The organism is Dyella sp. EPa41, from assembly GCF_016586165.1.
Taxonomy (GTDB): domain Bacteria; phylum Pseudomonadota; class Gammaproteobacteria; order Xanthomonadales; family Rhodanobacteraceae; genus Dyella.
Window position 1 is genome coordinate 16,674 of the sequence record NZ_BCPR01000028.1, and the last position, 24,749, is coordinate 41,422.

Consider the following 24,749-nt stretch of genomic DNA (forward strand, 5'->3'; position numbering starts at 1 on the left):
TGTTCGGGATGACCGCCTGATGGAAGCCAGGCGAGCTCCCGCGGCGCTTGCGAACGGCCGGGCCTCGGCGCGCGCGCTTCGTTCACGCGGGCATTCGCGCCTCCTGGCGATGCCATGGGACGATGGGAGTAAGCTCCACGGACCAGGAATCCGGCGGACGCCATGCCACAGCTCGGAAAACCTCCCTGCGAAGAAGGCGTCATCCTCGGCGGCGCCCCGGCGACACCCTGCACGACAAAGTCCAAGCATTGGACGCTGGTTGCCGCCACCCTCGGCTCCAGCCTCGCCTTCATCGACGGCACCGTGGTCAATGTCGCGCTTCCCGCGATCCAGCGGCAACTGGGTGCCACCACCTCCGATGCGCAATGGATCGTGGAATCCTATGCACTGTTCCTCGCTTCGCTGCTGCTGGTAGGCGGTGTCCTGGGAGACCGCTTCGGACGCAAGCGCATCTTCATGATCGGCACGGCGCTGTTCACCCTGGCCTCGATCGGGTGTTCGCTGTCGACGGCCATCGGTCCGCTGGTTGTCGCAAGAGCCGTCCAGGGCATCGGTGCGGCGCTGCTGGTGCCGGGCAGTCTTGCGTTGATCAGTGCGACCTATCCGCCATCGGAGCGCGGCGCCGCCATCGGCACGTGGTCGGCCTTCAGCGGCATCACCGCAGCGGTCGGGCCCGTCATCGGGGGTTTCCTCGTCGAACACTATTCGTGGACCTGGGCGTTCCTGGTCAATGCACCGGCGGGCGCCTTATTGCTGGCGCTGTGCGCGGCAAAAGTGCCCGAGAGCAAGGGGGACGTGAAGGCCGGCTCCATCGATGCGCTTGGCGCAGGCCTGGTGACGATCGGCCTGGCGGGGCTGGTGTTCGCCTTCATCGAGGCGCCGTCGCGTGGATGGGCGGCCACGCCGGTCTGGATGGCCATGCTCGTCGGCGTTGCCGCGTTGCTTCTCTTCGTTCGCGTGGAGTCGCGCGCCCTCTCGCCCATGCTGCCACTGGGGCTTTTTCGCGAGCGCAATTTCGCCGGCGCAAACGTGCTCACGTTGCTGCTGTATGCCGCGCTCGGCGGCAGCCTGTTCTTCGTGCCGTTGAACCTGATCCAGGTGCAGGGCTATGGCGCCACGGCCGCCGGCGCGGCCTTGTTGCCGTTCATCGCGATCATGTTCGCCATGTCGCGCTGGGCGGGCAGCCTGGTCGACCGCTTTGGCTCCAGGCTTCCGCTCACCGTGGGCCCATTGATCGCGGCACTGGGCTTCGCCCTGTTCGCGCTGCCTTCGGTCGAAGGTGGCTATTGGACGGCCTTCTTTCCGGCCATCTGCGTGCTTGGCCTGGGCATGAGCGTGACGGTGGCGCCGCTGACCACGACGGTCATGAACGCCGTGGGCAAGGAGCTGGCCGGCACCGCATCGGGCATCAACAACGCGGTATCGCGTACGGCCGCCCTGCTGGCGATCGCATTGTTCGGGCTTGTCCTGACGCTGTCGTTCAACGCCACGCTGGACCGCGAACTCGCAGGCCTGCACGCGCCGGGCGGACTCGTTTCCGCCGTCCTGGAGCAACGCCAGAAGCTCGCTGGCATCGTGCTTCCGGACGGCTATGCATCAGCCGCCGTGGCAGCCATGAAGCATGCGGTGAAGGTGTCGTTCGTGTCCGGCTTCCGCTGGGTGATGCTGATTTCCGCGGCGTTGGCGGTGCTGAGCTCTGTCAGCGCGGCGATCCTGATCCAGGGAAAGCCGGCCAACGAGAAAAGGTAAGCGGCGCGCTGGATCGCCCGGCATGCATCGATACGCGCCTCAAGCGGACGCGGCCGCGCCGCTCGCCCCCTTTCGTTGCGCGCAGGCGCCATGCCTGGGATCATGGAAGATTGCTCTTTCGCGCACGGCCTCTCCATGCACATCGGTATCGACTTCGGCACCAGCTATTCGGCGGCGGCGGCCATCCTGGATGGCGAGCTGACCCTGGTCCGCTTCGGGGACGCGGAGCAGTTCCGCACGGCCGTGTACTTCCCGGAACTGGTGCCCGACCCGAACGATTTCGAGCTGACGCCCGAACTGGAGGCGCAACTGGAAGCGCATATCCGTTCGGCCCGCAACGACCTGCGCCAGCAGGCGGCACGCGGCCAGGCGCCGGCGGCGCGGACGGAAGACGACCTGCGCCGCGACGCGTTGCGCGTGGTGCGGCGCCAGTGGATGGAAGAACAGGCGCGTGCCGCCACCGCATCCGTCGCCAGTTTCCAGCATGCCCTGTTCGGCGAAGAAGCGGTGGAAGGCTATCTGGAGAGCGGTGGCGGCAACCTGATCGAGTCGCCCAAGTCGATGTTCGGCTATCGGCTGGACCCGCAGGTGCGCAAGGTGATCGTGCACATCGCCACGCACATCCTCGAACACATCCGTCTTACCGCGAGCCGTCAATTCGGCCAACCGGTGCGCGGTGCCGTGATCGGCCGTCCCGTGGAATTCCGCAGCTCGATGGGCGCCGCCGGATCGGCACAGGCCATCGACATCCTGCGCGAAGCGGCCGCCACGGCGGGCTTCGACGAGGTGCACTTCCTCGAAGAACCCGCCGCGGCCGCGATGCACTACCACAAGAGCCTCGCCGACAGGCAGCATGCGCTGATCGTCGACATTGGCGGCGGCACCACCGATGTCACGCATGCGGAGCTGGGTGGCGCGGCTTCGCCGCTCATCGCGCGCAACTGGGGCCTGCCCAAGGGCGGCACCGATCTCGATGTGGGCGTGAGCCTGCACAGCTTCATGCCGCTCATGGGCAAGGACATCGTGCGCGTACCGCAGCACCAGTTCGTGGAAGCGGCGAGCGTGCACAACCTGCCCAAGCAACGGGAGTTCCGCAAACAGAACTATCGCCTCGTCGCCGCGCCTTACGGCCCGCGCCTGCGCGCACTGCAGGAGCCCGGCGCCACCACGCGACTCAACCAGGCCGCCGAGCGCACCAAGATCACGCTGAGCGCCGAAGCGACCTATCGGGCCCAGCTCGGCTTCATCGAGCACGGCCTCGCCGTGGATGCCAGCCGCAGCGACCTCGACAAGGCCATCGAACCCTTTCTCATCCAGCTGGAGCGCACGCTGGCGACGGTTCGCGGCGACCTGCCCGCCCTGCCCGCCAGCGTGTTCCTCACCGGCGGCACCTCGCGCTCACCGCAGGTCAAGGCCAGGGTCGCCGCGTGCTTCCCGGAGATTCCGCTGGTGCACGGCGACCCTTCGCTGGGCGTGGTGTCCGGGCTCGCGGTGGCCGCCAGTGACGTGGGGCTTCACGCAGCGGCGTAACCGTGCGCCCGGCCCGTGGCAATCGTCAAAGCGTTCACCCTCATCGATCGGCCAAGGCGGCCCTGAATTGCGCGGCCGCCGATGCCAGACCCGCGGCGCCCACGTCGAACACCCAGCGGCGCAACGAAGGCGGCGGGGCCAAACCGTGCGCCGCGATGCTCACCTGGACATCGATGGCGCCGATGGCAGCCTTCATCATCGCTGACGCCACCCCCGCGGTTGCCTCGGGCTCCCATCCCGAGTCGAGAAGGCTCGGGGCAAAGGCGGCACTGGTCACGCCTAGTTGCACGGCCGTGCCGATGGCGACCTTGACCGCCTGGGCCGTCACTGCAGGCGTCCATCGAGATGGTTCGCCCACGCCGACCACCATCACGGCCCGTGCAGCCACCGTTTCCGGCGGAAGGCTGATGAGCAGGGTTTCCCCGGCCTCGCCCAGAAACACACCTTCATCGCGCAGGCGCACCAGCTTGCCCGAGAGCGCGCGATCCAGGTGAAGCAGCCCACCTCTCAAGCCACCTTCCAACTCGCGGGTGAACATGCAGGCGACGGAGAGATCCACATCGGCCGCCGCGCCATCCCAGGCCGCGATGTCGAGCGATACGCCCTGCCGGCTCCCGAGCACGTGCGGTTCGGACACGCGAGGCGGGATGTCCATCAAGGCTTGACCATGTCGCGCGCATAGGCGAGCCCGATGCCGTAGCCGCCGCTGAACTCCTCGACAATGGCGCGGGCGCCATCGTAGGTGTCATGCCGAGTCCAGTCGCGCTGCCACTCCAGTAGCACCTGGATCCAGCTCGTCATGTGGACGCCAGCTGCCTGCATCCTGAGCAATGCGAGTTCATGGCTCTGCGGCGTGAGCCCACCGCATGCATCGCCGACCACGAACACCTCGTAGCCGTCATGGGCGGCGGACAGCGCAAGAAAGCTCACGCAGGCCTCGGTGAGCATGCCCGACACCAACAGCTTCTTGCGGCCGGTGCGATGGATCGCCTCGCGAACGGCATCGTCTTCCCAGGCATTCATGTTGCGACGCTCGATGGCGGCCACGTCCGGCATGGCGCGCTGCAACGTTGGCATCATCGGTCCGCTGTAGACCTTGCTGGCCGAGGTGGACGCCACGATGGGCACGGCGAACACCTTGGCCGTCCTGGCCAGGGCAACGGAATGGTTGAGCAGCACCTGGCGATCGGTCGAGCCGACGCCAAAGGCCAGGCCAGCCTGCTGATCGACGAAGACCAGGGCGCAATCGCCGGGAACAAGTAGCGGGAGATTCATGGGCATGCTCCGTTGAGAGGCAGGGGCCGGAAGCGGCGGCGGTTCCATCGACCGCACGGGCAAGACCGGGCGACCCCCAGGCATCCGGAACCACGCGTTTGGCCGCTTGAGCCACCCTTGCGTTTACGCCATGTGGCGCGACGACGATGCATCCGCCGGACCGGCAGGGTCAGTCTCGCTGCCCGACCACGTTTCGCACATACCCTTTCAGGTAACGCAGCCAAGGAGATTCGATTTTGATGCCTTCATCCGGCATGGCTGCGGCCATCCGGTCATCTTCGGCCGTTGCCAACCGAAACATGCGCAGCGCGAAGCAGGCGACAAAACCCGACGCCGTCGCGACGGCCGGCAAACAACCGGGACGACGGCCAACCACGATCACCGCCGCACCAGCCAGCGCCGCGCCCGCATGGATGTCCGCGACCAGCAGCATCGGCACGTGTGCAAGCAAACGGGCTAGCTGCCGTTGGGATACTTCTCCAGCAGCGCCTTGAAGCGCGGATCATCGCGCAGCGGATCCCAGATCGGATCGAGCCTGAGCAACGCGCCCGAAAGAATCATGCCCGTGGGCATGGACAGCACGCGATCGATCAGGGCGATGGCCTTGTCCGGCTGGCCTAGCCGCACGTACAACTGGGCCTGGTGCGCGAGCATGTCCGCGCCGGTAAGCGCATCCTCGGCGAGCGGCATCAGGGCGACGGCGCGCTCGCCTTCCGCGACGGCCTCCGTCTTTTTTCCGAGCCCGGCATAGGCAAACGCCAGGGCGAGATGCAGGTCCGCATCGTCCGGTCGATCGACCAGCGACGCACGAGAGCGCTCCACGACATCCGCATAGGCCGCGGCGGCCTTGGCCGTGTCTCCCGCCCCCTCCAAAGCCCATGCCAGGAAGAGTCGCCGGGGCAAGGCGATGTTGTCCGGGTCGGACCAATACTCCGCCTTGTCCGCCTCGACGACCTTGACGGCACCGGCGTAATCGCGCGCCAGCGAGCGATCGAAATACATGCCTTCGATATTGCCCGCGTAGGCATCGCTGCCCGGCGCAAGCCCCGCAAGCGCGGTGCGCATCGGCTCCACATTGCCCTTCCACATCAGCTCGTTGAACACCTGCGCCATGCGTTCGCCGGCGGGGTTCCGGCTCACCGCGAGCGCCGCCGCGAATGCCTTGTCGGCCTCGGCGTAGCGACGCATGCTCTGATAGGTCACGCCGAGCTGGTTGAACGCAAACTCGCTGTGCGGATCGAGCACGGTGGCCGCGTGGAACAGCCCCACCGCCTCATCCCAGCGCCCCTGGCGCCGCGCGATCGCGGCGATAAGGAGTTCGACCGTGGCGCTGTTGGGCAAGGCCTGCCGCGCCAGCGCCAGCTGGGTGGTGGCGTGGGCGTAGTCACGGTGGCCCCAGTAGTAGTACAGGCCCAGCGCGTAGTGCCCCTGGCCCAGGCCGGGCTGCAGCGCCAGGGCGCGATCGGCGGCGGCCTTCGCTTCGGCCAGTCGCGCATTCGTGCGATCGGGGGCGAAGAAATACATCTGCATGTGGGCGCGCGCCAGCGCCGCATGGGCAAGCGCGAAGCTGGGGTCACGGGTCAACGCCTGCTGATACAGCGATATCGCCGCCGGCAACTCGGACGGCGACAGCACCGTGTCATCGTAGGCCCGGTTGGCGTGCGCACTGGCTTGCAGGTACAGATCGTAGGCCTCGGCGTTCGAGGTCGGCATGCGGTCGATGCGAGCGGTCTCGGCGGACGTCAACTGCACTTTCAACGCCTCCGCCACGTTCTGCGCGACCTCGCCTTCCACGTTGAAGACGTTGTCGAGCGTGCGTGTATACGCCTTGGCCCAGAGGTGGCTGCCGCTGTTCGCGTCGATCAGCTGCACGTTGATCAGCACCTGGTTGCCGGCCTTCTGCACCGTGCCCTCCAGCAACGTCGCCACGCCCAGTTGCCGCGCGATGCTCTTCACGTCACCCGGATGGCTGGGGTATTTCTCCGTCGAGGTGCGGGAGATGACCTTGAGCCCACCGATGCCCACCAGCTGCGTCAGGATCATGTCCTGCATGCCGCTGGCGAAATACGCGTTGCCGCCATCCGTACTGAGGTTTTCGAAAGGCAGCACGGCGATGGACTTGCGATCGATGGCCTGTGCGTCCGCGGAGGGGTGCGAGAAGGGATACCGACCGAGCAGCACGGCGACGACCACGAGCAGGCCAACGATGACCGCAACCAGCCAGCCATGGGCGCGACGCGCCTTGCCGGTCTCCAACGGCAGGGCCGGACTCGCCACCGCCGGGGCCGGCGGCTCCGCGACATCGATGGGAAGCACCGGTTCGAACACGGGTTCCGTGGTCGCCAATGGCCTCTCCTCCACCAGCTCCTCGCGCGACGCGGCGGATCGCACGTCGGCATCGAGGCGAAAACCAACGCCATGCACGGTGTGCAGATAGCGGCATTCTTCCGCGCTCTCACCGAGCGCGTGGCGCAGCAACGCGACCACTCGACTGAGCGAGCCAGGCGTGACGTGATGATGCCCCCATACTTCGTCGAGGATCTCGTCGCGGCTCAACACGCGACCAGGCTCACGCGCCAACAGCACCAGCACGGAAAACGCCTTGCGCTCGAGCCCGACCTCCTCGCCGTCGACAAACAGGCGATGACCCAAGGTGTCGATCTCGACCGTGCCGAACGCAATCCACGCAGCAGAGGCTGTCTCTGCGTTCATCTGCTCGACCTCCGTTGCCGCGGCGGGCGCCGGCCAGCTTACACCAAACCCGTCGCAGACCCGGGTGGCCAAGGTGTGTATTTCGTTATCGACCCCGCACGCGTCGAATCGGGGAGTCCTATTCGTCACCCCCGGGGGTAGCCGCATTGTCGCCTTGATACCCCTGAACATGGTCGACGGGCCACGATCGACACGGCTTTCCGGCCACATCCTCAAGGCCGAGGCGGAAAAGAAAGATCGTTGGCGTCCATGGCAACGTCAGTCTGGTGCAGGCCTTGTGGGTAGCGCGACTTGAGGTTCGTCCCGTGCCCGGCAACAGCAGGCCGTGGACGCCGCCCACTGTCCCGCCAGGGAGACCCGATCCAGCTCGACCTGAAGTCGGCCCGGACCTCACCGGGCGGCCTGCCATGCCTGGTATGCCGGCCGCACGCCTTGCCCGCTTTTAGCCATCCATGCGTCCATCGCATGCTGGCCTCGAAAGGTGCGCGCGAGGGACAGACGCGTCAAAGCGTATTGGCCGGGAATGTCGCGAGGCTAGTGGCGACTGCAACAGGAACGCTGCTGCTGAACCGGCGGACAGGGAACCGTTCCGTACGAGCAGAACACACAACAGTCACCGGGCTTGGGCCGCAACAGGGCTCCGCACGCCACGCAGTCATGGAAGAAGACGCAGGCATTCGTCGGCATCGTCTCGGTCGACCGGTGGCCGCACTCGGGGCAGGTCAGCGTGCTTTCCAGCAGGGGCGTTTTTGCAGGAGTGTTCACGGCGACATTCTCCCTCGGGTAGTGCGCCATCTCCAGCCTTGCGGCGGCACTCACGCCAGCGGCGCCTGCCCGGTCCGCATGGGAACACGAAGATCGCCGGAAGGGCCGTCATCGCGGTAGCGTTCCCCGTAATGCTTCGGCGACTCGCCGACAATCCGTTTGAACGCGTGGCTGAAGGCGCTTTCCGATGCATAGCCAAGCGTTCGGGCCAGTTCGCCCACCGTCGCTTCACCGCGTCGCAATGCACGCTCGGCCAGATGCATGCGCCATCGGGCCAGGTAGGCCAGCGGCGACTCGCCGGCAACGGCCTTGAAGTGCGTGGCGAATCCCGTCCGGGACATGGCGGCGGACCGGGCCAGTTCCTCCAATCGCCACGCGCGTGCCGGTTCGCCATGCATCAGGCGCAGCACGGGCGCCACCCGGGCATCGGTCGCCGCTCGCAGCCAGCTGGCTTTCAATACCGCGCCGCTGGCGAGGTGCGCACGCAAGGCCTGCACGAACAGCAGCAGCCCCAGCTGCGACGTTGCCAAGGCGGCTCCGGGCAATCCTTCGCGCTCTTTGACGAGGTGCTGAAGTATCCATTGCAACGCACGCGCCTCGGACGATTCGCCATGCACATGAATGAACGGCGGCAGCACATCCATGAGCAAGGGGCTGTACGAGGTGTTGGGGCTGAAGTGCCCGCCAACCTGCATGACTTCATGATCCGAGCTGGACGCAGCACCCACCGACGCGAAGGCATCCTTGCGGCCGGCGAATATTCCGCTTGCCTCGACGCCGATCGCATCCGGCGCGCTGGCCAAGGTGAACCCGCGGGCGGCAGCGAGAAGGATGACGTCTCCCGGCCCCAGCCGCACCGGCGGCGAACCATCGTCGAAACGTATCCAGCCCTGCCCGCGCACCACGCCGAAAAACTTGACCTTGTCGGGCGGCGGGAAATGGATGGCCCATTCGCCCGAGGCATAGAACCCGCCCGCCACGACCGAATGCACTTCGGCCAGGCGCAGCACGTCAGAGAGCGGATCGTCGATCATGTTTGAACGATTGGGCATGTCATGCGCACTTTCAAGCATTCATCGTACGCATCCGCTTGCCTAAGATGGCCACACCCCTGCCCCAGGAATGCTTTCCATGCCCCATGTCCAGTCCCCGCTTCACTCCGGCTTCGGCGCCGCCTCCACCGCTCATGACGTCATTGCCGGCGTCGATCTCTCCGGCAAGACCGCCATCGTGACGGGCGGCTATTCAGGCATCGGCGTGGAGACAACCCGTGCGCTGCTTGGCGCCGGCGCACGCGTCATCGTCCCCGTGCGCGACATGGCCAAGGCCGCGGCCAACCTCGATGGCATGGACGCCGAACTCGTCGACATGGACCTCGCCGACCCGGCCTCCATCGATCGCATGGCATCCGACTTCCTTGCGTCGGGCGACGCGCTACACCTGCTGATCAACAGCGCCGGCATCATGGCCTGTCCACTCACGCGCGACGCCCGTGGTTTCGAGTTGCAGTTTGCGACCAATCACCTGGGACATTTCCAGCTCGCCGCCCGCCTCTGGCCGGCGCTCAAGCGCGCCCAGGGTGCTCGGGTCGTGTCGCTGTCTTCCCTGGGTCATCGCTACGCGGCGGTCGATTTCGATGACTGGAATTTCGAACGGCGCGAGTACGATCGCTGGGTGGCTTACGGCCAGTCCAAGACCGCCAACGCGCTCTTTGCCCTGGCGCTGGACGAGCTGGGTGCATCGCATGGCGTGCATGCCTATTCCGTCCACCCGGGGCGCATCATCACCGACCTGGCGCGGCACATGAGTCGCGAAGAGTTGCAGCGGATAGGAGGCATCGACGATCAGGGGCGCCCCATCACCGACCTCAGCCGTGGCATGAAAAACACCGAGCAAGGCGCAGCCACCTCGATCTGGGCGGCGACGAGCCCCCTGCTGAATGACGTGGGCGGCGTTTACTGCGAAGACTGCGATGTTGCCGCCCTGGCGCCTGACGAAGAGGTCGCCGCCGCGGGTTCGGGCACGCTTTCGTCCGGCGTCCGCGGCTGGGCTACCGACCCTGTCGCGGCCCGCAAGCTGTGGGCATTGAGCGAACAACTGACGGGCGTCTCGCTCGGCTGACAGTCAACGGCCACGCAGCAGTTTGTGCATGCGTCACGAGCGAAAGCCGCCGGCCAGCCCCGCCACCGGGGAGAGGTGCCCACAACGCGTGATGCCGCCTCTCCCCTGCAGCAGGGACCTCATACCTCCAGCCTGTCATCCGGACGTGCAACCAGGGTGTACAACACGGGCATGAGAAACACGCTGATCAACAGCCGCGTGAAGAGGCCACTGACAATCACCAGCGCGAACGGCTTCTGGGTATCCGTGCCGACGCCGGTGGCCAGCGCCGCGGGCAGCAGGCCCAGCGCGGCGACCAGGGCGGTCATCATGATCGGTCGCAGGCGCAGGATGGCGCCCTCCCGAATGGCTTCCGCAAGACCGGTGCCGCCACGTCGTAGCTCGTTGACGTAGGAAATGTAGACCACGGCCGTCTGCACCGACACGCCGAACAAGGCCAGGAAGCCGATGCCCGAAGATACCGAGAACGGCGTGCCGGTGATCCACAGCGCCACGATGCCACCCACCGGGGCGGACAGCAGCACGCCGAGCACCGTGATGAAGGGGAACTTGAAATTGCTGTACAGCGTGAACAGGAGCAGGAAGATCAACGCCAGCGTCAGCGGAAGGATGACGTTCAACTGCGCACGCGATGCCGTGTACTCGGTGTATTCGCCGCCCCAGTCCAGGCGGTAGCCCTGCGGCAGCTTGACCTTGTCGTTGACCTGCCTGATGGCATCTTCCACCGCACCGGCCAGGTCGCGCCCCTCCACGGAAAACTGCACGCCGATGTAGCGCGAGTTGTTCTCACGATAGATGAAAGACGCGCCGTTGATCTCGTGGATATCGGCAAACTCCTCGAGCGCGATCTGCTGTCCACCCGGCGTGGTCACCAGGATGTTCCTGATCTCTTCCGGGTTGTTGCGGTACTGCTCCTCGAGCCTGACGACGAGATCGAACTGCTTTTCGCCCTGCACCACCTGCGTGGCCACGTCGCCACCGATGGCCGTCTGGATGACGCCATTGATATCGGAAACGTTCAAGCCATAACGGGCGATCTTGGCGCGATCGATCCTGATGCTCAGGCTGGGCTGCCCAAGCTCCTGCACCAGGGTCACGTCGCGGATGCCACGCACGTTCTCCAGCACCTTCTTGATGCTCTTTCCCTTCTTTTCCAGCGTGTTCAGGTCGGAGCCGAAAACCTTGACGGCCAGCGCGCTCTTCAGGCCGGTTTCCGCCTCGTCCACCGCATCCTCGGCGGGCTGGGTATAGTTGAAGGTGATGCCCGGGAACGCCATCAGCTTCTGGTTGATGGCCTTGATCAAGGCGCCCTTGTCGCGATACGCACCATGCCATTGCGAGTACGGCTTGAGGCCCACGTAGAACTCGACGTTGAAGAAGCCCGTGGAATCCGTGCCGTCGTCGGGCCGCCCCAGCTCCGAGGCCACCGTGGTCACCTCGGGAAAGGCGCGCAGCACCTCGCGCACCTTGGGCGTGATCTTCGACGCCTCCTCGAACGATATGGTGTAGGGCATGGTGGCACGCACCCACAACGCGCCCTCGTCCAACTGGGGCATGAACTCGGCGCCGATGCGCGGTATGAGCAGCAACGACAGGGCCAGCACCACGGAGGAGACGGCCGCCGTCATCCACGGGCGCGCGAGGCAGGCATCGAGGCCCTTGGCGTAAACCGACTTGATCGATTCGAAGATGCGGTTGCGCCGCTCCTGCACGCCCTTGCGCATGAACACGGCACAAAGCACCGGCAGCAGGGTCAGCGTGATCACCAGCGAACCGACCAGGGCAAAGATCATGGTGTCGGCCATCGGCTTGAACAGCGTGCCCGACGGACCGGACAGCACATAGATCGGCAGGAAGCTGACCACGATCACCGCGACGGCATAGAACAGCGGCCGGTCCACCTCGGCCGCCGCGTCACGGATGACTTCCCTGACATGGATGGGCGAACCCCGGCGATCGGCCATCTGCCGGAAGATGTTCTCGACCATGACCACGGCGGCATCCACGAGAATGCCGAAGTCGATCGCGCCGATCGACAACAGGTTGGCCGAGGCGCCCTGCAGGTCCAGGCAGATGAAGGCGAACATCAGCGCCAGCGGAATGGTGGTGGCGACGATCAGGCCCGCGCGAAAGTCGTAGAGAAAGAAGATCAGGACCACCACGACCAGCAACATGCCGCGAAGCAGGTTGTCTTCGACGACCTTGGTGGTCAGCGTGACCAGGTCGGTGCGATCGTAGAACGGCACGACCTTGACGTCCTTGGGAAGAATCTCGTCGTTGAGCTCCCGGGTTTTCGCTTCCACCCGCTTCAGGACGTCCTGGGTCTTCTCGCCCGCCCGCAACAGGATCACGCCTTCCACGGCGTCGTCCTGCTTTTCATAGCCGAACTCGCCCAGGCGGGGCGCAATGCCGATGACGACGCGGCCCAGGTCTTTCACCAGCACGGGAACGCCGTCGTGCACGGCAACCACCACGTTGCCGATGTCTTCCAGCGTCTCCACGCGCCCGGCCCCACGCACGTAGTAGAACTGCCCGCCCTGCGAATAGAAGCCTCCGCCGGCGTTGGCGTTGTTGGCGCCGAGCGCCGCTTCCACTTGTACCGCCGACAGTCCGAGCGAGGCGATCTTGGTCTGGTCGAGCAGCACCTGGTATTGCATGGTGCCGCCACCGAACCCGGAATCGTCCGCCACGCCAGGCACGGCCCTGTACTGGGGCTCCACCGTCCAGTCCTCGATCGTCTTGAGGTCCATCGGCGAGCGGTCCGTGCTCTGCAGGACATAGCGATAGATCAGGCCCGACGGTGCGGACTGCGGCGACACCGACGGCGTAACGCCAGTCGGCAGGCTCAGGTCGCCCAGCCGGTTGAACACCTCTTGCCGGGCGAAGTTGTAGTCCGTGCCGGTCTGGTACGTGAGAACGACGTCGGACAATCCGTAAAGCGAAATGGAGCGCATCGCGGTGGTCTTGGGCACGCCGTTCATGCCCAGCTCCACCGGCACGGTAATCAGCCGCTCCACTTCCTCGGCGGCATGTCCGGGCCACTGCGTGATGATTTCCACGATGGGAGGCGAGAGATCCGGATAGGCGTCCACCGGCAAGCGCCGCAACGAGTGCGCGCCGGCACCGATCAACAGCATGGTCATGAGCAGCACGAGGAAAGGCTGGCCCAATGACGCGGACACGACGCGGTTCATGATCGACGCCGTGCGCGACGGCGAGACGGAGGGAGGGAACTGCTCGCTCATTGGTTTTGCATGAACTGGACGAAGATGCCGCCATCAACCACGACCTGTTCGCCAGGCTGCAGGCCGGCGGGGATGTCGAATTGGTCGCCGACGCGATGACCCACGGTCACCGGGCGTCGCGCAAAGCTTCCGTCGTGCTGCACGACATAGACAAAGGGCAGGTTCTCGTCGTCGCGGAGCAGCGCCGACACCGGCACCAGGAGTCCCTTGGATGCCTCGCGCGATTGAATCCTCACGCTGACGTACGCCTGCTTCTTCAACAGGCCTTGCGGGTTGTCCACGACGACGCGTGCCGGCACCAGCCGGGTATCGGGATTGACCAGGGCGGAAAGCTTGGTGACCGTGCCGGCAAGGCGTTGGGACTCGACGCCCGTCATGACCTCGGCGGAGTCGCCCGGCTTCACCGATGCCAGGTCGGAGTCCGCAATCTGCGCCATCACCCAGACGTGTGACAGGTCCGCCACGGTAAAACAAGGCGTGCTGCCCGCCTGGAGCAACTGCCCGGGCGTGATCTGCCGATCCACCACGGTGCCGGCGGTGGGTGAACGGATGACGCCACTGATGGGCGCGATGGGCCTGCCCTGCTCGATGGCCTTGATGACCTTCGGATCGACATTCAACGAGACCAGCGTTTTCAGCGCGGCGTCGACATCGGCATCCGCATTGGCGGCATCGGCCTGCGCCTGGTCCTCCTCGCGCCTGGCCACGCCTTGATGCTCGACCAGGTCTTTTTCCAGGTCGGCAAGCCGACGGGCGGTATGCGCCGTGGTCAACGCCTTGCGATAGGTGGTGACTGCCGTGGCGTAATCGGGCGAGTCCACCAGGGCGAGCGCATCGCCTTGCTTGACATGGTCGCCGATGTCGACCAATAGCCGGGAAACCGGACCGGACATCGGCGCCAGCACGGCAGTCGCCTGATCGTTGTTGAAGTCGACGGAACCCGTCGCCTCTACCGTCCGGTGATAAGTGGCGTAGGCGACCGTATAGACGTGGATATGCTTGCGCTGGTCCGGCGTCAGCGTCACGTTGGCCGGCGTTACCGAAGCCGCCGGCGCATCCTGCCCCGTCTTGCCCGAACAACCGGCCATGCCCCATGCCGCCACCAGCAGGGTCGCCATGAGAAAGCCCTGCATACCTGGTTGCCTGCACCGCTTCCGCAGCGCTCCATCCAACGCACTATTTTTCATTTTTATCCTGGGCTAGATCTGCGCGATTCCACCATCCGCCACCCAGCGCCTGGAACAGCGCCGCCGTGTCGGCATAGCGGCTGGCCTGGGCCAGCACCAGATTGATTCGCGCCTGCTGATAGGACTGCTCCGCACTCAGCAACGACAGATAGCTGGCGTAGCCGGACTGCCACTGTCGTTGCGACAAATCCAATGTGCGCTTGGCGGCTTCGACGGCGGTCGCCGCGGCCTTGAGGCCCGCTGCATCCTGGTCCAGCGCCACCAGCGAGTCGGCCACGTTCTGAAAGGCACCCATCACCGTGCTGCGGTACTGCTCCGCCGCTTCCACATAGGCCGCCTTCGCGGCACGTTCCTGGTGCATCAACGTGCCGCCCTGGAAGATCGGCGCGGTGAGGTCGGCCCCGATGCCCCAGAAGCCCGTGCCCGACTTGAACAGCTGGTCCATGGCCAACGCCGTGCTGCCCGTGTTGGCACTCAGCACGATATTGGGCAGGCGGTTGGCGACGGCGACGCCGATCTGCGCACTGGCCGCATGCATGTTGGCCTCGGCCTGCAGCACGTCGGGGCGCTGCGCCACCAGCGCTGATGGGAGGCTTACCGGAAGCTCCCGCGGCAACTGTAGCGTTGCCAGGTCGAACGATGGCTCCGGCGCCTCGCTCGGGTACCGCCCGACCAGCACGGCAAGCAGATCGCGTTGCTGCGCCAACTGCTTGAGCAACGGCGGCAGTGTCGCGCTGGTCTGGGCAAGCTGCGATTCCTGCGCCGCCAGGTCGAGCCCGCTGGCATAACCCTTGGCGGCTTGCTCGCGCAGGATCTGCACCATGTGCGTGTTGATGTCGACCAGCTCGCGCGTCGCATCCACCTGCGCCTGCAGGGAAGCCAGCTGCACGGCAGCGGCCACCACGTTGGTGCTCAAGGTGACTTGCGTTGCGATCATTTGGAACCGCACGGCCTGTTCCTGCGCTTTTGCCGACTCCACCGTCCGGCGGTTCAGGCCGAAGATGTCGGGCGCATAAGAGACGCTGACCTGCGGAGTGAACAGGTTGTACAGAAAGGCGCTGGAATTGGGCGTCGGCGAGATCGCCTCGGATTGCTTCTGGCGGCTGGCGGAAAAACTGGCCACCACGCTCGGGTAATAGCTGCCGCGTTGTGCCAGCGCATTTTCCCTTGCCACCGACAAGGCGGCCTGCGCGGCCTTGAGGTCATGGTTGTTGGCAAGCGACTGCTCGATCAGGTCATTGAGCGGCCGCGAGTGAAACAGTGTCCACCAATCCCCGGGGATGTCGCCGCCTGGCGCGAAGTGCTGCGCATCGCCACCCGATACGTTCTCCGTCGCCACCGTGGTGCTCGCCGGATGCGCGACATAGCCGCTGACATCGGGCGCGGCGGGACGCTTGAAGTCGGGGCCTACGGCGCAACCGGCCAACAGCGACGAGGCAAGGATCGCGACTAGGCAGCATCGACCACGAGCCAACCGCCCATACGCGTACCACGAAACAGACATGACCAGAACGCCTCTCCACCGAACCTGATCCCGAGTGGCGCTGGCGTGGCGCTCCATCTTCGCGCCCGGTCCCACTCTCCCCGCGGACATATAACACAGGCGTGACAATCCTCCTCAACGCTTCCGGCGAAAGTTCTCGCGACCGGCTCGCGCCTGCGACACGCCCTTCATCCGTCCAGGGAGTCATCCGCGGCACGACGGCAGGTTTCGCCACCACCTCGGCATGGCAAGCCGCGGCGGCAGGGGCCGCGTCAGGCGTTACTGCTGAGTGCGCACATTGTCGAGAAACCGTACGCCCGTCGCAGAGAGATTGTAGATGCGGGTTTCCAGGTAGCTCGAATGTTTCTCTTCGATATCGATGACGGCGTCGGCGCCGGAGAGGCATGCCTGTCTTTTCAGCTCGCCGCGCGCCGAGTAAAAATCGGAATCCACGAAGAAGGTCTTTTCCAGATGGACGTTCAAGCGTGATATGGCGGCGTATGGCCGGTCGGGCGAGCCGTCCTTGAAGACCACGACATCGCAATGCCCGGATCGCGCGGGATAGCGTTCGCCCAACGGTCGATAGTTGCCCGTGGTCGCCGCGCAGCCGCACAGGCCAAGAGCGAGGAAGACCAGACCCCGTGCCTGTTTCATGATCTCCCCCGCGCCACGGGTCAACTGAAGTTACTGGTGCGCGCCGATGCTCTTGTCCATCTCGGCGATGATTTCCTTGTCCCAGTTCTTCTGGCCGGCCATGCCCGCAAACGACTTGGCCGTGCTGACCTTGACCGCGGTCTTGTCGCTGGACAGCGATGCCAGCCAGACGCCGGCAGATTCGCCACCCGACCCGACGACCAGCCCCATCTTGTGCGGCCGGGCCCCCTCGACATACTCCGCGTCGGACTTGCTGATGACAAAGCCGTTGGCCTGCAAGGCGTCGACAGCCGCCTTCTGGACCGTCGCCTCCGGCTTGTTGAAGACGACGCTGGGCACGCCGTCCCCCGGCCGGGTGGGCGTCGCCGAACAACCGGCAAGGATCAGCATGCAACCGGCGATCGCGAACTTTGCTGCCGTACTCTTCATCACGAACGACTCCCCTGTCTTGAGTTGACGAGACTGCCCGGTACTCCAACCCTCACGCACGCATGCGCGACTCACTTGCTGGAAGCCGCATTGGCCTCCGAAACCAGCGCCGCCACGGCGCTCTCGTTCATGGCATTGAGCTCCTGGTACGCCGCGTCGGTGACCCGCTTGTCGCCCTGGCCCTCGCCATGCAGGCTGTAGCCATCCTCGTCGGCGATGAACGAAAAGTGGAAGCGCACCGCCTTGTTCGAAGGTGCCGATACGATGCGGACAGACTTGCTGTCCTCGCAGCCATAGACGAGCCACGCCGATTTTCCGAACTGCTTGGGCACCGGCCCGATGTTGCATTTCATCTTCGATTCGGTGGCGCAAGCGCTACCCGCGAAGACGCCGATGGAAGCAAGCAGAAGGCCGCCATACGCCAGGCGGCGAACAAGTACGTTCATGGTTCCCCTTGAAATGTCGTGTCCGGATACCCGCTTCGCATCGGAAGCGCCGATCCGGCTGCCTTGGACAAAGGATCGATGGCTTTCAGGATCGGAGGCTGCGGCAAGCCCGACGACATGCGCGACCGTGGCGCGGGCCGTGCTCGCCATCGACACGGGGCATCCCGCGCGTCTTTGGCGCCAGACCCCGTGGCCTTCCCAATACCGAAGCTTGCATGCGTCCCCCCGGACCATCCGCGCGTTGCGCGCGGCGCCGACACTTCTATCCGGGGCGCAGGAGGCTGTCAATGCAAGCGCCGGCGACGCAAGTTCTTGCGCATCGATCGATGCGCGGCCATGGCGATCGCGTGTGCCGCCGACCTGGCCGCGCCAACATCACGTTGCGGCTGGCAAGCCCGGCGCCGGCCGCACGATACGAACGACAGGGCTAGCTATTCCGCCTCGACCTTGAGCAGCCGGGCACGACTCACATTGCCGCGTGCGAGGGCGTGGAATTTCCAGGTCTGCCCTGGCTTGAGGTTGTGCACCTGGTCGCTGGCGCGGCCGATCGCACGCCCCTTGGCGTCATACAGGCGAAAACTGACCTTGGCGGTATGCACGCGCACACGGCCCGTGTTGGACAGCGTGCCCACCACCTTGTTGCGTCCGGGCTTTACGTCGCGCTCGACGCGGTACGGCCCGACATGCACGGCATGCGTCAGTGATTTGCCGGCCCATGCGGCGGGTGATGCGAGGCCGCACGCGAGCGCGGCAAACAGAAGGATGTTGCGGAGATTCATCGAGTGATTCGCGAGGCAGCGGTTTTCAGGGCCGGCAAGCTTAACCGGGTTCGCGGCACTCTCGCCCAGCGGTGTCTCAATTCCTGGGATCGGACCCGCCATGCGAGGGCCCCGGCCCGGCCGCGGTCGCGATCACGCCTGCACCGCGTCCATGGCGCTGCATCGAAGCCCGCGATTCACGGGCGACCGCGAGCCAACACAGCCGCGAGTGCGCCTCACCCGATCAGCCTGCCATCACCCGCTTCAACGCCACCTGCTTCGTCTTCAGCAGAAACAGCTCGAAGAACGCCGCATGCATCGCGCGATCGCCAGCTTCCCAGCGTTGCCATGTACGCAGGTCCACATGAACCGTCGCAGCGGCCTCGGCTTGCGAAAGGCGCGCCGCTGCCCGGGCCTTGGCGATCCGAACGGCGCCCGGCGTCAAAACGCGGCCTTGAACAAGGCGAGAATCACCGCCGACGCATGTTGCGTGTGCGGCAGGACCTCTGCGTCCTTGCCTTGCAAATGGGAGAGCGATTCGCTGATGAAACGCAGGTTCGTCAGGGCGGATATCACGGAGTCGAAGAGCTCGCGCGAGATCGTCACGTGGGTGGTGATGAGTTCAGTCATGACATTGCTCGTTGCACAAGGGCCGGTTCCGCGCCGATGCCATCCGGTATCCGCGCACCGGTCATGCAAGAACCTGGGTACGACCATTGGTCGCAACAAGACCGTTGCGACAAAGCGCCTCGCTTCTGCGACTCACGCACGAAGACATTGAGACGGGTGGCAGTGGCAGCTCAACCGTGCGACGGCGCGTAAGCCTGCAAGGGCACCTGGTAAATCCGGCCATGCGTCTTGGCGCCGGAACCGCCATCGGCCTCGAAATAAAGCGTCTTGAGATCAGGACTCAGGCGGGCTTCGATGCCTTCAAGCTGTGGATCGAGTGCTTGCGGTTCGGTCCACGTGCCGTTCTTCCGGTAGGCAATGAACAGCAACGACTGGTTTGTGGAGGCCGGTGGGCGATTGGCCGAGAAGACAAGAAACGATTCGTCCGGCGCCACCGCCACATCGTAGCCCGGATGTGTCCCATCGCTGATCGACAACGCGACGGGCGCATCGAAACCCGCGCCCCTGGCCTGCGCACGATAGACGTGACTCTTCTTCGTCACCGGATCCGGCTGGTTGAAGTAGATGCTGCCGTCGCCAGCGACAGCGGGCGAATAGATGGCCGAATGGCTGTTGATGATGTCGGGAAGCCGCACGGGCTCGCCCCACCCATCACCGCGGCGATCGACCCGCCAGATATTGCCGCCCTTTCCCGGCTGCGATTGCCCGCCAAAATAGCCCGTGAGGGCTTCACCGCCAGCCGTCGCGGGCCGATTGGAAACAAACACCAGGTAAGAACCGTCGGGTGCCATGGCAGGTTCGATGTCACGCCACTTGCCCGAGAACGGCGCCACTCGCGGCTTGGACCAGACGCCGTCTTGCAGCGTGGCCATCATGATCGTGATCGCGCCGTCCCGATGGGTGAAGAACACCGTCTTGCCATCGGGCGTGAACGCCGGCGCCGAATCGTCACCGTCGGGCCATGCAGCCTCCGGCTGGAAGAGCATGCGCGACGGGGCCGCCGTGGCCTTCGAGTCCGGTGGCCCGGACAGCGTTGCCGCCAACGCAGGCAAAGCGCCAAGCGCCAAGACGATGCCAGGCAAGAACATCCCGCATAGAAGAGCCGCGCCCCGTACCCCGCTTGCCATACAGACCTCACCTTGCATCCGCCTTCAGATGGAACGCCGACCTTCAGGCCTGCGCATGGATGCCGACCTTGGCGATGCTGGCATGCAGGAGCAAGCAGGACGTGATAAAGGGTTGCCGGCAATGGACGAGCGGCGTTCCACGCGTCACGGGCGGCACGGGCAACATGGCAGCGATGCCCTGGCTTTCGCCTCCGGCGCCAGGGGGTGTAACGCATCCGCAACGCCGGGCATCCGGGATACCCGATCGTGGCTTGAGGCCACGCCTGTCTTGGCGCACATTCGCCCCAGGGGCTCAGGACCGATGGAATCTCATGTCAAGCGCGTGCCGCCGATGCCGACGGCCACGCAAGGTCGGGCCCTCGCTTGCCGCACACACGTCTGTTCCTGTGACAACCTCAAAGGAGAGTGCCCGTGAACACCCCGCTAGGCTGGTTTACCGCCTTCCATACGTTTCTCAGTCTTTTGGCCATCGGTTTCGGCCTGTGGGCCGTTCGCGACCTGATGCGGGGGCGCATGCGCTCGAGTGCCATCACCGTGTTTCTTGCCACGGCCATCCTCACCAGCGTCACGGGATTTTTCTTTCCCTACCACGGCCCGACGCCAGCCATTGCCGTGGGCGTGATCGCGCTCATCGTGCTGGGGTGGACGCTCTATGCGCGACGCCACGCCAACCGGCCGGGTTTTGGTGGCGCACAGTTCCCCATTGGCATGGTGGTCAGCGAATACTTCCTGGTGTTTGTCCTGGTCGCGCAGATCTTTGCCAAGGCACCTGCGCTCGCGGCGCTGCCACCGGACCTGCAGAAGAAATTTTTCGGTGCAACGCAACTCGTCGTGCTGGCGATCTTCGTGGTGGTGGCCATCCGCACCACACGCTCGTTTCGCCTCCGAGCCACCGCCTGAAAGCTGGCTGGTCAGAGATCCCGCATGACCGACCGCAACGAATAGTCATCCGGGACAGGGAGGTCCCGGAAACCAAGCTGCAAAGCCAAGGCACGCATGCCCGTATTCGTGGCCAGCACCGTACCTTCCATGCGACGCACGTGACGCCTGCGCGCGATATCCATCAGAAGGCACATGAGCTGCCGCGCCAGCCCAAGGCGATGCCAGTCATCGGCGACCGTGACGGCAAACTCGCATGCCTCGCCGGTGTCATCGGTGACGTAGCGTGCGCCACCGACCATGGATTGGTCCGAACCTTCCCCGCTCAACGCCACCCATGCCACCACATGCCCGTAGGGACCGGCTGCCCGTGGCCGCAGGATATCGACCGGCACGGACCGCACCGCATGGAAGAAGCGTGAATAGCGAGCCTCCTTGCACAACCGGTCGAAAGCATCGTCCAGCATGTCTTCGTCTTCGGGCCGTATCTCGCGCACGAGTACGGTCCGGCCATCCCGCAAGGCCAGGATCCGGGGACAGATACGATCATGGCAATCGTCGTGCTGCATTCGCGTCGATGCATGGCGTGGAACGGCCAGGACACACGATAGCGACGCCCTTGGGGCCGCAACCGGAAAGATGGGCCGATAGAGCTTGCACGCGCCGTGAAAGGACGCGCCACGGTATTTCTACCTAGTTCGCCAGGTACCGCTTGATCCTGTTCTCTTCGGACCGCCCGCAGCTTGTGATGCCCACAGAACACGCAAGCGAAGTCTTCCCTGCATCACTATCACCGCCGCCCCTTCCCCGTGATCGCCGACGTAACCCGACAGGCGCGCCATTCGAATAACTGAGGACCGACACGTTCGGTCGCTGTCGGCGAACTGGCGCGGCAATTGACGTTGCCGCAATTACCTACGCTCACATCGGGGAAAAATCATGAACAAGGCAATCCTGGGATCAGCGCTGCTGGGTTTGATGGTGGCCGGATCCGCCCATGCGCAGCCTGGCGAAGACTGGAACAACGACGATCTCATCGTCACCGCATCGAACGCGGCCAACAATGCATTGCTGGTCTACAACACGCACGGCGTGCTGGTCGAACAGACCCAAACCGGAGGCACGGGCGGCGTGACCGGCAACGCAGGCGGCATCGCGCAGAATCACGACCTGCTCGCCGTCGTCAATTTCGGATCGGGCAATGTGTCGATTTTCCGAAAGAACAGCGGCGCCGCTCCGCTGCAATTGAGCAAACTCGTGCCGGCGATCACCAACCCGGTCAGCGTCGCCTTCGGCGGCCACCATCTCTACATCCTGACCGCCAATGACATCGAATCGCATCCCATCGATCGGTATGGCGTCAGCCCGGTAGCCGACGGCAGCGCCCGACTGCTTCATGCCGACGGCTCCGCAGCCCAGGTGGGCGTCCTCGGCGGGCAACTGATCATCTCCGAGAAGAGCAACGCCATCGAGACGGTCAATCTCACGAGCAACGGAGCAGTTACGGGAACGACGCACCTGGTGGCCAATATCCCCGCGAACGTGAATGCCCCCTTCGGGCTTGCCACGCGCGGCGACAATGCCTACGTGACCATTGCACACGCCAACGAAATCAGCCTCGTGCGCAACGATACCGTGCTGGCTGTCACGGGCTCCGGTACGCAGATGGCGCCGTGCTGGGTCACGCTGGATGGGCCGTACCTTTTCTCGGCCAATTCACCCAGCCACTCGGTGTCGCGCTACGTGGTGTCCGGACACAAGATCGTGCAGGACGAAGCTGTCGTGGCATCGTTCAGCGGCGCCCCGACCGACATCACCTATGGCGACAACCTCGCTGCGGTCGTTGACAGCGACGGCTCCGCGTCGCATGTCTCCATCTTCAACGTCGACGGCGATGGCGACTTCAACCTCAAGAACCGCGTCACCATCAACAGCACTGCCACCAACGGCATCGCCATTGTCCGGGCCGACGATCTCGATGACTGATCGACACGCCGCGCCGGGGACGAACCGCGCTCCCCGACGCGGCTGCCCATCACCCAGGGGCGATGACGCGGGAACGGCTACTTTGCAGGACAATCCACGCGATTGTCCTGCACCGCGATGATCTGCCACTTCCCGTTGCGCCGCATCCACATGTCCGTCCACACCAGGCAACGGCGCTCGTGACTGGAGTCCGGCAACGCCACCGTTTTGGACTCCGATCCATACACGACCGCGACATCGGCAGAGAAGAAGCGCACATCCGCGCTATCCAGTCGACAGTCGGTGGACCACGGCGTCTTGGGATCATAAGCAGGCGCGCTGGCCGGCTTTCCATAACGCAAGCCCTTGGGCGCCGTTCCCTGGAAGTCGTTGGCGAGAATCTCCGATGCGACCCACTCGCCACCGCAGGCCATGTTGGCCCAGGCTCTTTCCTTGGCGATCATCCACTGTGCCGTGGCCCCATCCTTGGCCGGCATGTCGTCTGCGAACGCGGCGCCGGTGCGCATCAAGGCAAGCGCGAGTACGGCCATGCGGATCACATGACTGGTCATCTTTCCCCCTTGCATCACTTTGAGTCCCCGGTGGCCCCACCCGGCCCGAGTCGAGAGCGGGCCCGAGGATCTTGCCATGCACTCACGATTGGCAACATTCGCCAGCCTCGCGATGAGCACTGGCCAAGAGGCCTCCGCGTGGGCGTCAACCGGGCGACCGACCCGTGACCCGCGACGCCTCCGCACTCAGGATGTCCATTGCTCGGTGTAGGCATAGCGCGTGGGCCGCAACGACATGTATTGCACGACGCGTGGGCGGTTGGAACGGTTCGGACTGCTGCCATGCGGCAGCAGGTGGTGCCAGATGATCATGTCGCCGCGCTTCGCGGCGATCGGCTTCATCGTCAAAGTGCGCCTTGCATGCTCATGGATGCTCTGCCCGGCGGGGACACTCTTCAGCCACTGCTTCAGCGTGCGGTGAAAGCCCGGCACGCAACTGAACGCGCCTTGGTTCTCGGCGACGTCGGCGAGATAGAGGATGCCTTGCAACTCCAGGCAGTGCGGCTCGGCAAGCGTGGCATCCCAATGCAAGTGGGGCCCAGGGAACCGCCAGCCCTCGCTTTCCGGCGGATTGAATCCACCCTGGTCGATGGTGACCCAGAGATCCTCGCGCCCCCACAGCTGGGCATGGGCCTTGTGGATACGTGGCGCATGACGGTTGGCCACGAGCGCCGGATGCCGCAATAGCGGCACCCAGATGGAATGACCCAGCGATGTGCGATACCACGATGCCGGGTCGTCGCGGCTCATCCCCAGGAAATCGTAGATGGCCGTCTCCGCGAGCTCCGCCGCTTCCGGGCTGATGGCGTTGCGCAGGATGACGTAGCCGTGCTCATCCCAGTGCGCAAGGTCTTCCGCGCTCAAGCCTTCGACGTGATCGAGGTTGCCGACCTCCGCGCCGACGGCCTCGCCCGCGAGTGCGCGACGCAGACGAGACAGCGAAGCCTCCGTCAGGCCGCCGCCATTGCGCTCCCCTACCCATGCCTCGAATTGCTCATGACTCGGCCGCTCTTGGTGCAGATAGCGCAGGGTTTCCAGCACATTGAGACCTAGCCCGGCCAGCAAGGTCTTCACGACATCCTGTGGCAGCGGATCGACCGTTCCCGGCGCGCAATGGGATGCCCAATAAGTACGCAACTCTTCGATACCAAGGCTTGCCAGCGCATCAACCATCGCGTCCTTCACCCATTGAAAATTCGTCCCTTCCCAGGCGCCCAGCCGA

General features: G+C 65.0%; 24 protein-coding genes. 5 read left to right on the top strand and 19 right to left on the bottom strand.

Annotated elements, in window-relative coordinates:
• The first annotated feature begins 162 nt into the window (after window positions 1–162).
• Both JMF82_RS10895 and JMF82_RS10900 read left to right on the top strand, forming a co-directional pair.
• Window positions 163–1,749 carry an MFS transporter gene (locus tag JMF82_RS10895; RefSeq protein ID WP_201314557.1) on the top strand — a complete coding sequence of 529 codons (1,587 nt, stop codon included), beginning with the start codon at window positions 163–165 and terminating at the stop codon, window positions 1,747–1,749.
• A 135-nt stretch (window positions 1,750–1,884) separates the two neighbouring features.
• Entirely contained in the window at window positions 1,885–3,279 is a 1,395-nt protein-coding gene (locus JMF82_RS10900) for an Hsp70 family protein (protein WP_201314635.1), read from the top strand.
• Between the two features lie 40 nt (window positions 3,280–3,319).
• Here JMF82_RS10900 and JMF82_RS10905 read toward each other — a convergent pair whose 3' ends face one another.
• The 6 genes from JMF82_RS10905 to JMF82_RS10925 form a co-directional block, all read right to left on the bottom strand.
• Window positions 3,320–3,934 (bottom strand): M17 family peptidase N-terminal domain-containing protein, encoded by a 615-nt coding sequence (locus JMF82_RS10905; protein WP_201314559.1) that lies wholly within the window; start codon window positions 3,932–3,934, stop codon window positions 3,320–3,322.
• Window positions 3,934–4,554 carry a hydrolase gene (locus JMF82_RS10910; protein ID WP_236585410.1) on the bottom strand — a complete coding sequence of 207 codons (621 nt, stop codon included), beginning with the start codon at window positions 4,552–4,554 and terminating at the stop codon, window positions 3,934–3,936. Before JMF82_RS10910 ends, JMF82_RS10905 begins: the two co-directional genes overlap by 1 nt.
• Window positions 4,555–4,723: 169 nt before the next feature.
• Window positions 4,724–4,993 (bottom strand): hypothetical protein, encoded by a 270-nt coding sequence (locus JMF82_RS10915; RefSeq protein WP_201314561.1) that lies wholly within the window; start codon window positions 4,991–4,993, stop codon window positions 4,724–4,726.
• A gap of 17 nt (window positions 4,994–5,010) precedes the next feature.
• Window positions 5,011–7,266 carry a winged helix-turn-helix domain-containing protein gene (locus JMF82_RS10920; RefSeq protein WP_201314563.1) on the bottom strand — a complete coding sequence of 752 codons (2,256 nt, stop codon included), beginning with the start codon at window positions 7,264–7,266 and terminating at the stop codon, window positions 5,011–5,013.
• Between the two features lie 534 nt (window positions 7,267–7,800).
• On the bottom strand, window positions 7,801–8,061 hold the full coding sequence (locus tag JMF82_RS22000) for a GDCCVxC domain-containing (seleno)protein (RefSeq protein ID WP_236585414.1): 261 nt from the start codon (window positions 8,059–8,061) through the stop codon (window positions 7,801–7,803).
• Window positions 8,062–8,081: 20 nt separating this feature from the next.
• The gene (locus tag JMF82_RS10925; protein ID WP_201314565.1) at window positions 8,082–9,083 is read right to left on the bottom strand and encodes an AraC family transcriptional regulator; all 1,002 of its coding nucleotides are present in this window, start codon (window positions 9,081–9,083) and stop codon (window positions 8,082–8,084) included.
• A 79-nt stretch (window positions 9,084–9,162) separates the two neighbouring features.
• On the opposite strand from JMF82_RS10925, the gene JMF82_RS10930 reads away from it, so the two are divergent.
• Window positions 9,163–10,152: an oxidoreductase gene (locus JMF82_RS10930; protein WP_201314567.1), complete on the top strand. Its 990-nt coding sequence runs from the start codon at window positions 9,163–9,165 to the stop codon at window positions 10,150–10,152.
• A 119-nt stretch (window positions 10,153–10,271) separates the two neighbouring features.
• On the opposite strand, the gene JMF82_RS10935 is transcribed toward JMF82_RS10930, so the two are convergent.
• From JMF82_RS10935 to JMF82_RS10980, 10 genes are all read right to left on the bottom strand, one after another.
• Window positions 10,272–13,397: a CusA/CzcA family heavy metal efflux RND transporter gene (locus JMF82_RS10935; protein ID WP_236585411.1), complete on the bottom strand. Its 3,126-nt coding sequence runs from the start codon at window positions 13,395–13,397 to the stop codon at window positions 10,272–10,274.
• On the bottom strand, window positions 13,394–14,530 hold the full coding sequence (locus tag JMF82_RS10940) for an efflux RND transporter periplasmic adaptor subunit (protein ID WP_201314569.1): 1,137 nt from the start codon (window positions 14,528–14,530) through the stop codon (window positions 13,394–13,396). Before JMF82_RS10940 ends, JMF82_RS10935 begins: the two co-directional genes overlap by 4 nt.
• Window positions 14,531–14,573: 43 nt before the next feature.
• Window positions 14,574–16,088 carry an efflux transporter outer membrane subunit gene (locus JMF82_RS10945; RefSeq protein WP_201314571.1) on the bottom strand — a complete coding sequence of 505 codons (1,515 nt, stop codon included), beginning with the start codon at window positions 16,086–16,088 and terminating at the stop codon, window positions 14,574–14,576.
• Window positions 16,089–16,346: 258 nt separating this feature from the next.
• Window positions 16,347–16,721, bottom strand: a complete 375-nt coding sequence (locus JMF82_RS10950; protein WP_201314573.1) for a hypothetical protein — start codon at window positions 16,719–16,721, stop codon at window positions 16,347–16,349.
• Between the two features lie 30 nt (window positions 16,722–16,751).
• Entirely contained in the window at window positions 16,752–17,111 is a 360-nt protein-coding gene (locus tag JMF82_RS10955) for a hypothetical protein (RefSeq protein ID WP_201314575.1), read from the bottom strand.
• A 110-nt stretch (window positions 17,112–17,221) separates the two neighbouring features.
• Window positions 17,222–17,752, bottom strand: coding sequence for a hypothetical protein (locus JMF82_RS10960; RefSeq protein WP_201314577.1), 531 nt, complete (start codon window positions 17,750–17,752; stop codon window positions 17,222–17,224).
• A gap of 275 nt (window positions 17,753–18,027) precedes the next feature.
• Window positions 18,028–18,375, bottom strand: coding sequence for an FxLYD domain-containing protein (locus JMF82_RS10965; RefSeq protein ID WP_201314579.1), 348 nt, complete (start codon window positions 18,373–18,375; stop codon window positions 18,028–18,030).
• 223 nt (window positions 18,376–18,598) lie between these two features.
• On the bottom strand, window positions 18,599–18,799 hold the full coding sequence (locus tag JMF82_RS10970) for a helix-turn-helix domain-containing protein (protein WP_201314582.1): 201 nt from the start codon (window positions 18,797–18,799) through the stop codon (window positions 18,599–18,601).
• Complete coding sequence (locus tag JMF82_RS10975) at window positions 18,796–18,984, bottom strand: hypothetical protein (protein WP_201314584.1); 189 nt, start codon at window positions 18,982–18,984, stop codon at window positions 18,796–18,798. Before JMF82_RS10975 ends, JMF82_RS10970 begins: the two co-directional genes overlap by 4 nt.
• 170 nt (window positions 18,985–19,154) lie before the next feature.
• Window positions 19,155–20,066, bottom strand: coding sequence for a PD40 domain-containing protein (locus tag JMF82_RS10980; protein WP_201314586.1), 912 nt, complete (start codon window positions 20,064–20,066; stop codon window positions 19,155–19,157).
• Between the two features lie 456 nt (window positions 20,067–20,522).
• Here JMF82_RS10980 and JMF82_RS10985 point away from each other — a divergent pair, with 456 nt between their 5' ends.
• The gene (locus tag JMF82_RS10985) at window positions 20,523–21,011 is read left to right on the top strand and encodes a hypothetical protein (RefSeq protein WP_201314588.1); all 489 of its coding nucleotides are present in this window, start codon (window positions 20,523–20,525) and stop codon (window positions 21,009–21,011) included.
• 11 nt (window positions 21,012–21,022) lie between these two features.
• Here JMF82_RS10985 and JMF82_RS10990 read toward each other — a convergent pair whose 3' ends face one another.
• Window positions 21,023–21,559, bottom strand: coding sequence for a GNAT family N-acetyltransferase (locus JMF82_RS10990; protein ID WP_201314590.1), 537 nt, complete (start codon window positions 21,557–21,559; stop codon window positions 21,023–21,025).
• Between the two features lie 370 nt (window positions 21,560–21,929).
• On the opposite strand from JMF82_RS10990, the gene JMF82_RS10995 reads away from it, so the two are divergent.
• Window positions 21,930–22,976, top strand: coding sequence for a hypothetical protein (locus JMF82_RS10995; protein ID WP_201314592.1), 1,047 nt, complete (start codon window positions 21,930–21,932; stop codon window positions 22,974–22,976).
• A 77-nt stretch (window positions 22,977–23,053) separates the two neighbouring features.
• On the opposite strand, the gene JMF82_RS11000 is transcribed toward JMF82_RS10995, so the two are convergent.
• Window positions 23,054–23,527: a nuclear transport factor 2 family protein gene (locus tag JMF82_RS11000; protein ID WP_201314594.1), complete on the bottom strand. Its 474-nt coding sequence runs from the start codon at window positions 23,525–23,527 to the stop codon at window positions 23,054–23,056.
• 186 nt (window positions 23,528–23,713) lie between these two features.
• The gene (locus tag JMF82_RS11005) at window positions 23,714–24,700 is read right to left on the bottom strand and encodes a phytanoyl-CoA dioxygenase family protein (protein WP_201314597.1); all 987 of its coding nucleotides are present in this window, start codon (window positions 24,698–24,700) and stop codon (window positions 23,714–23,716) included.
• Window positions 24,701–24,749: the final 49 nt, after the last annotated feature.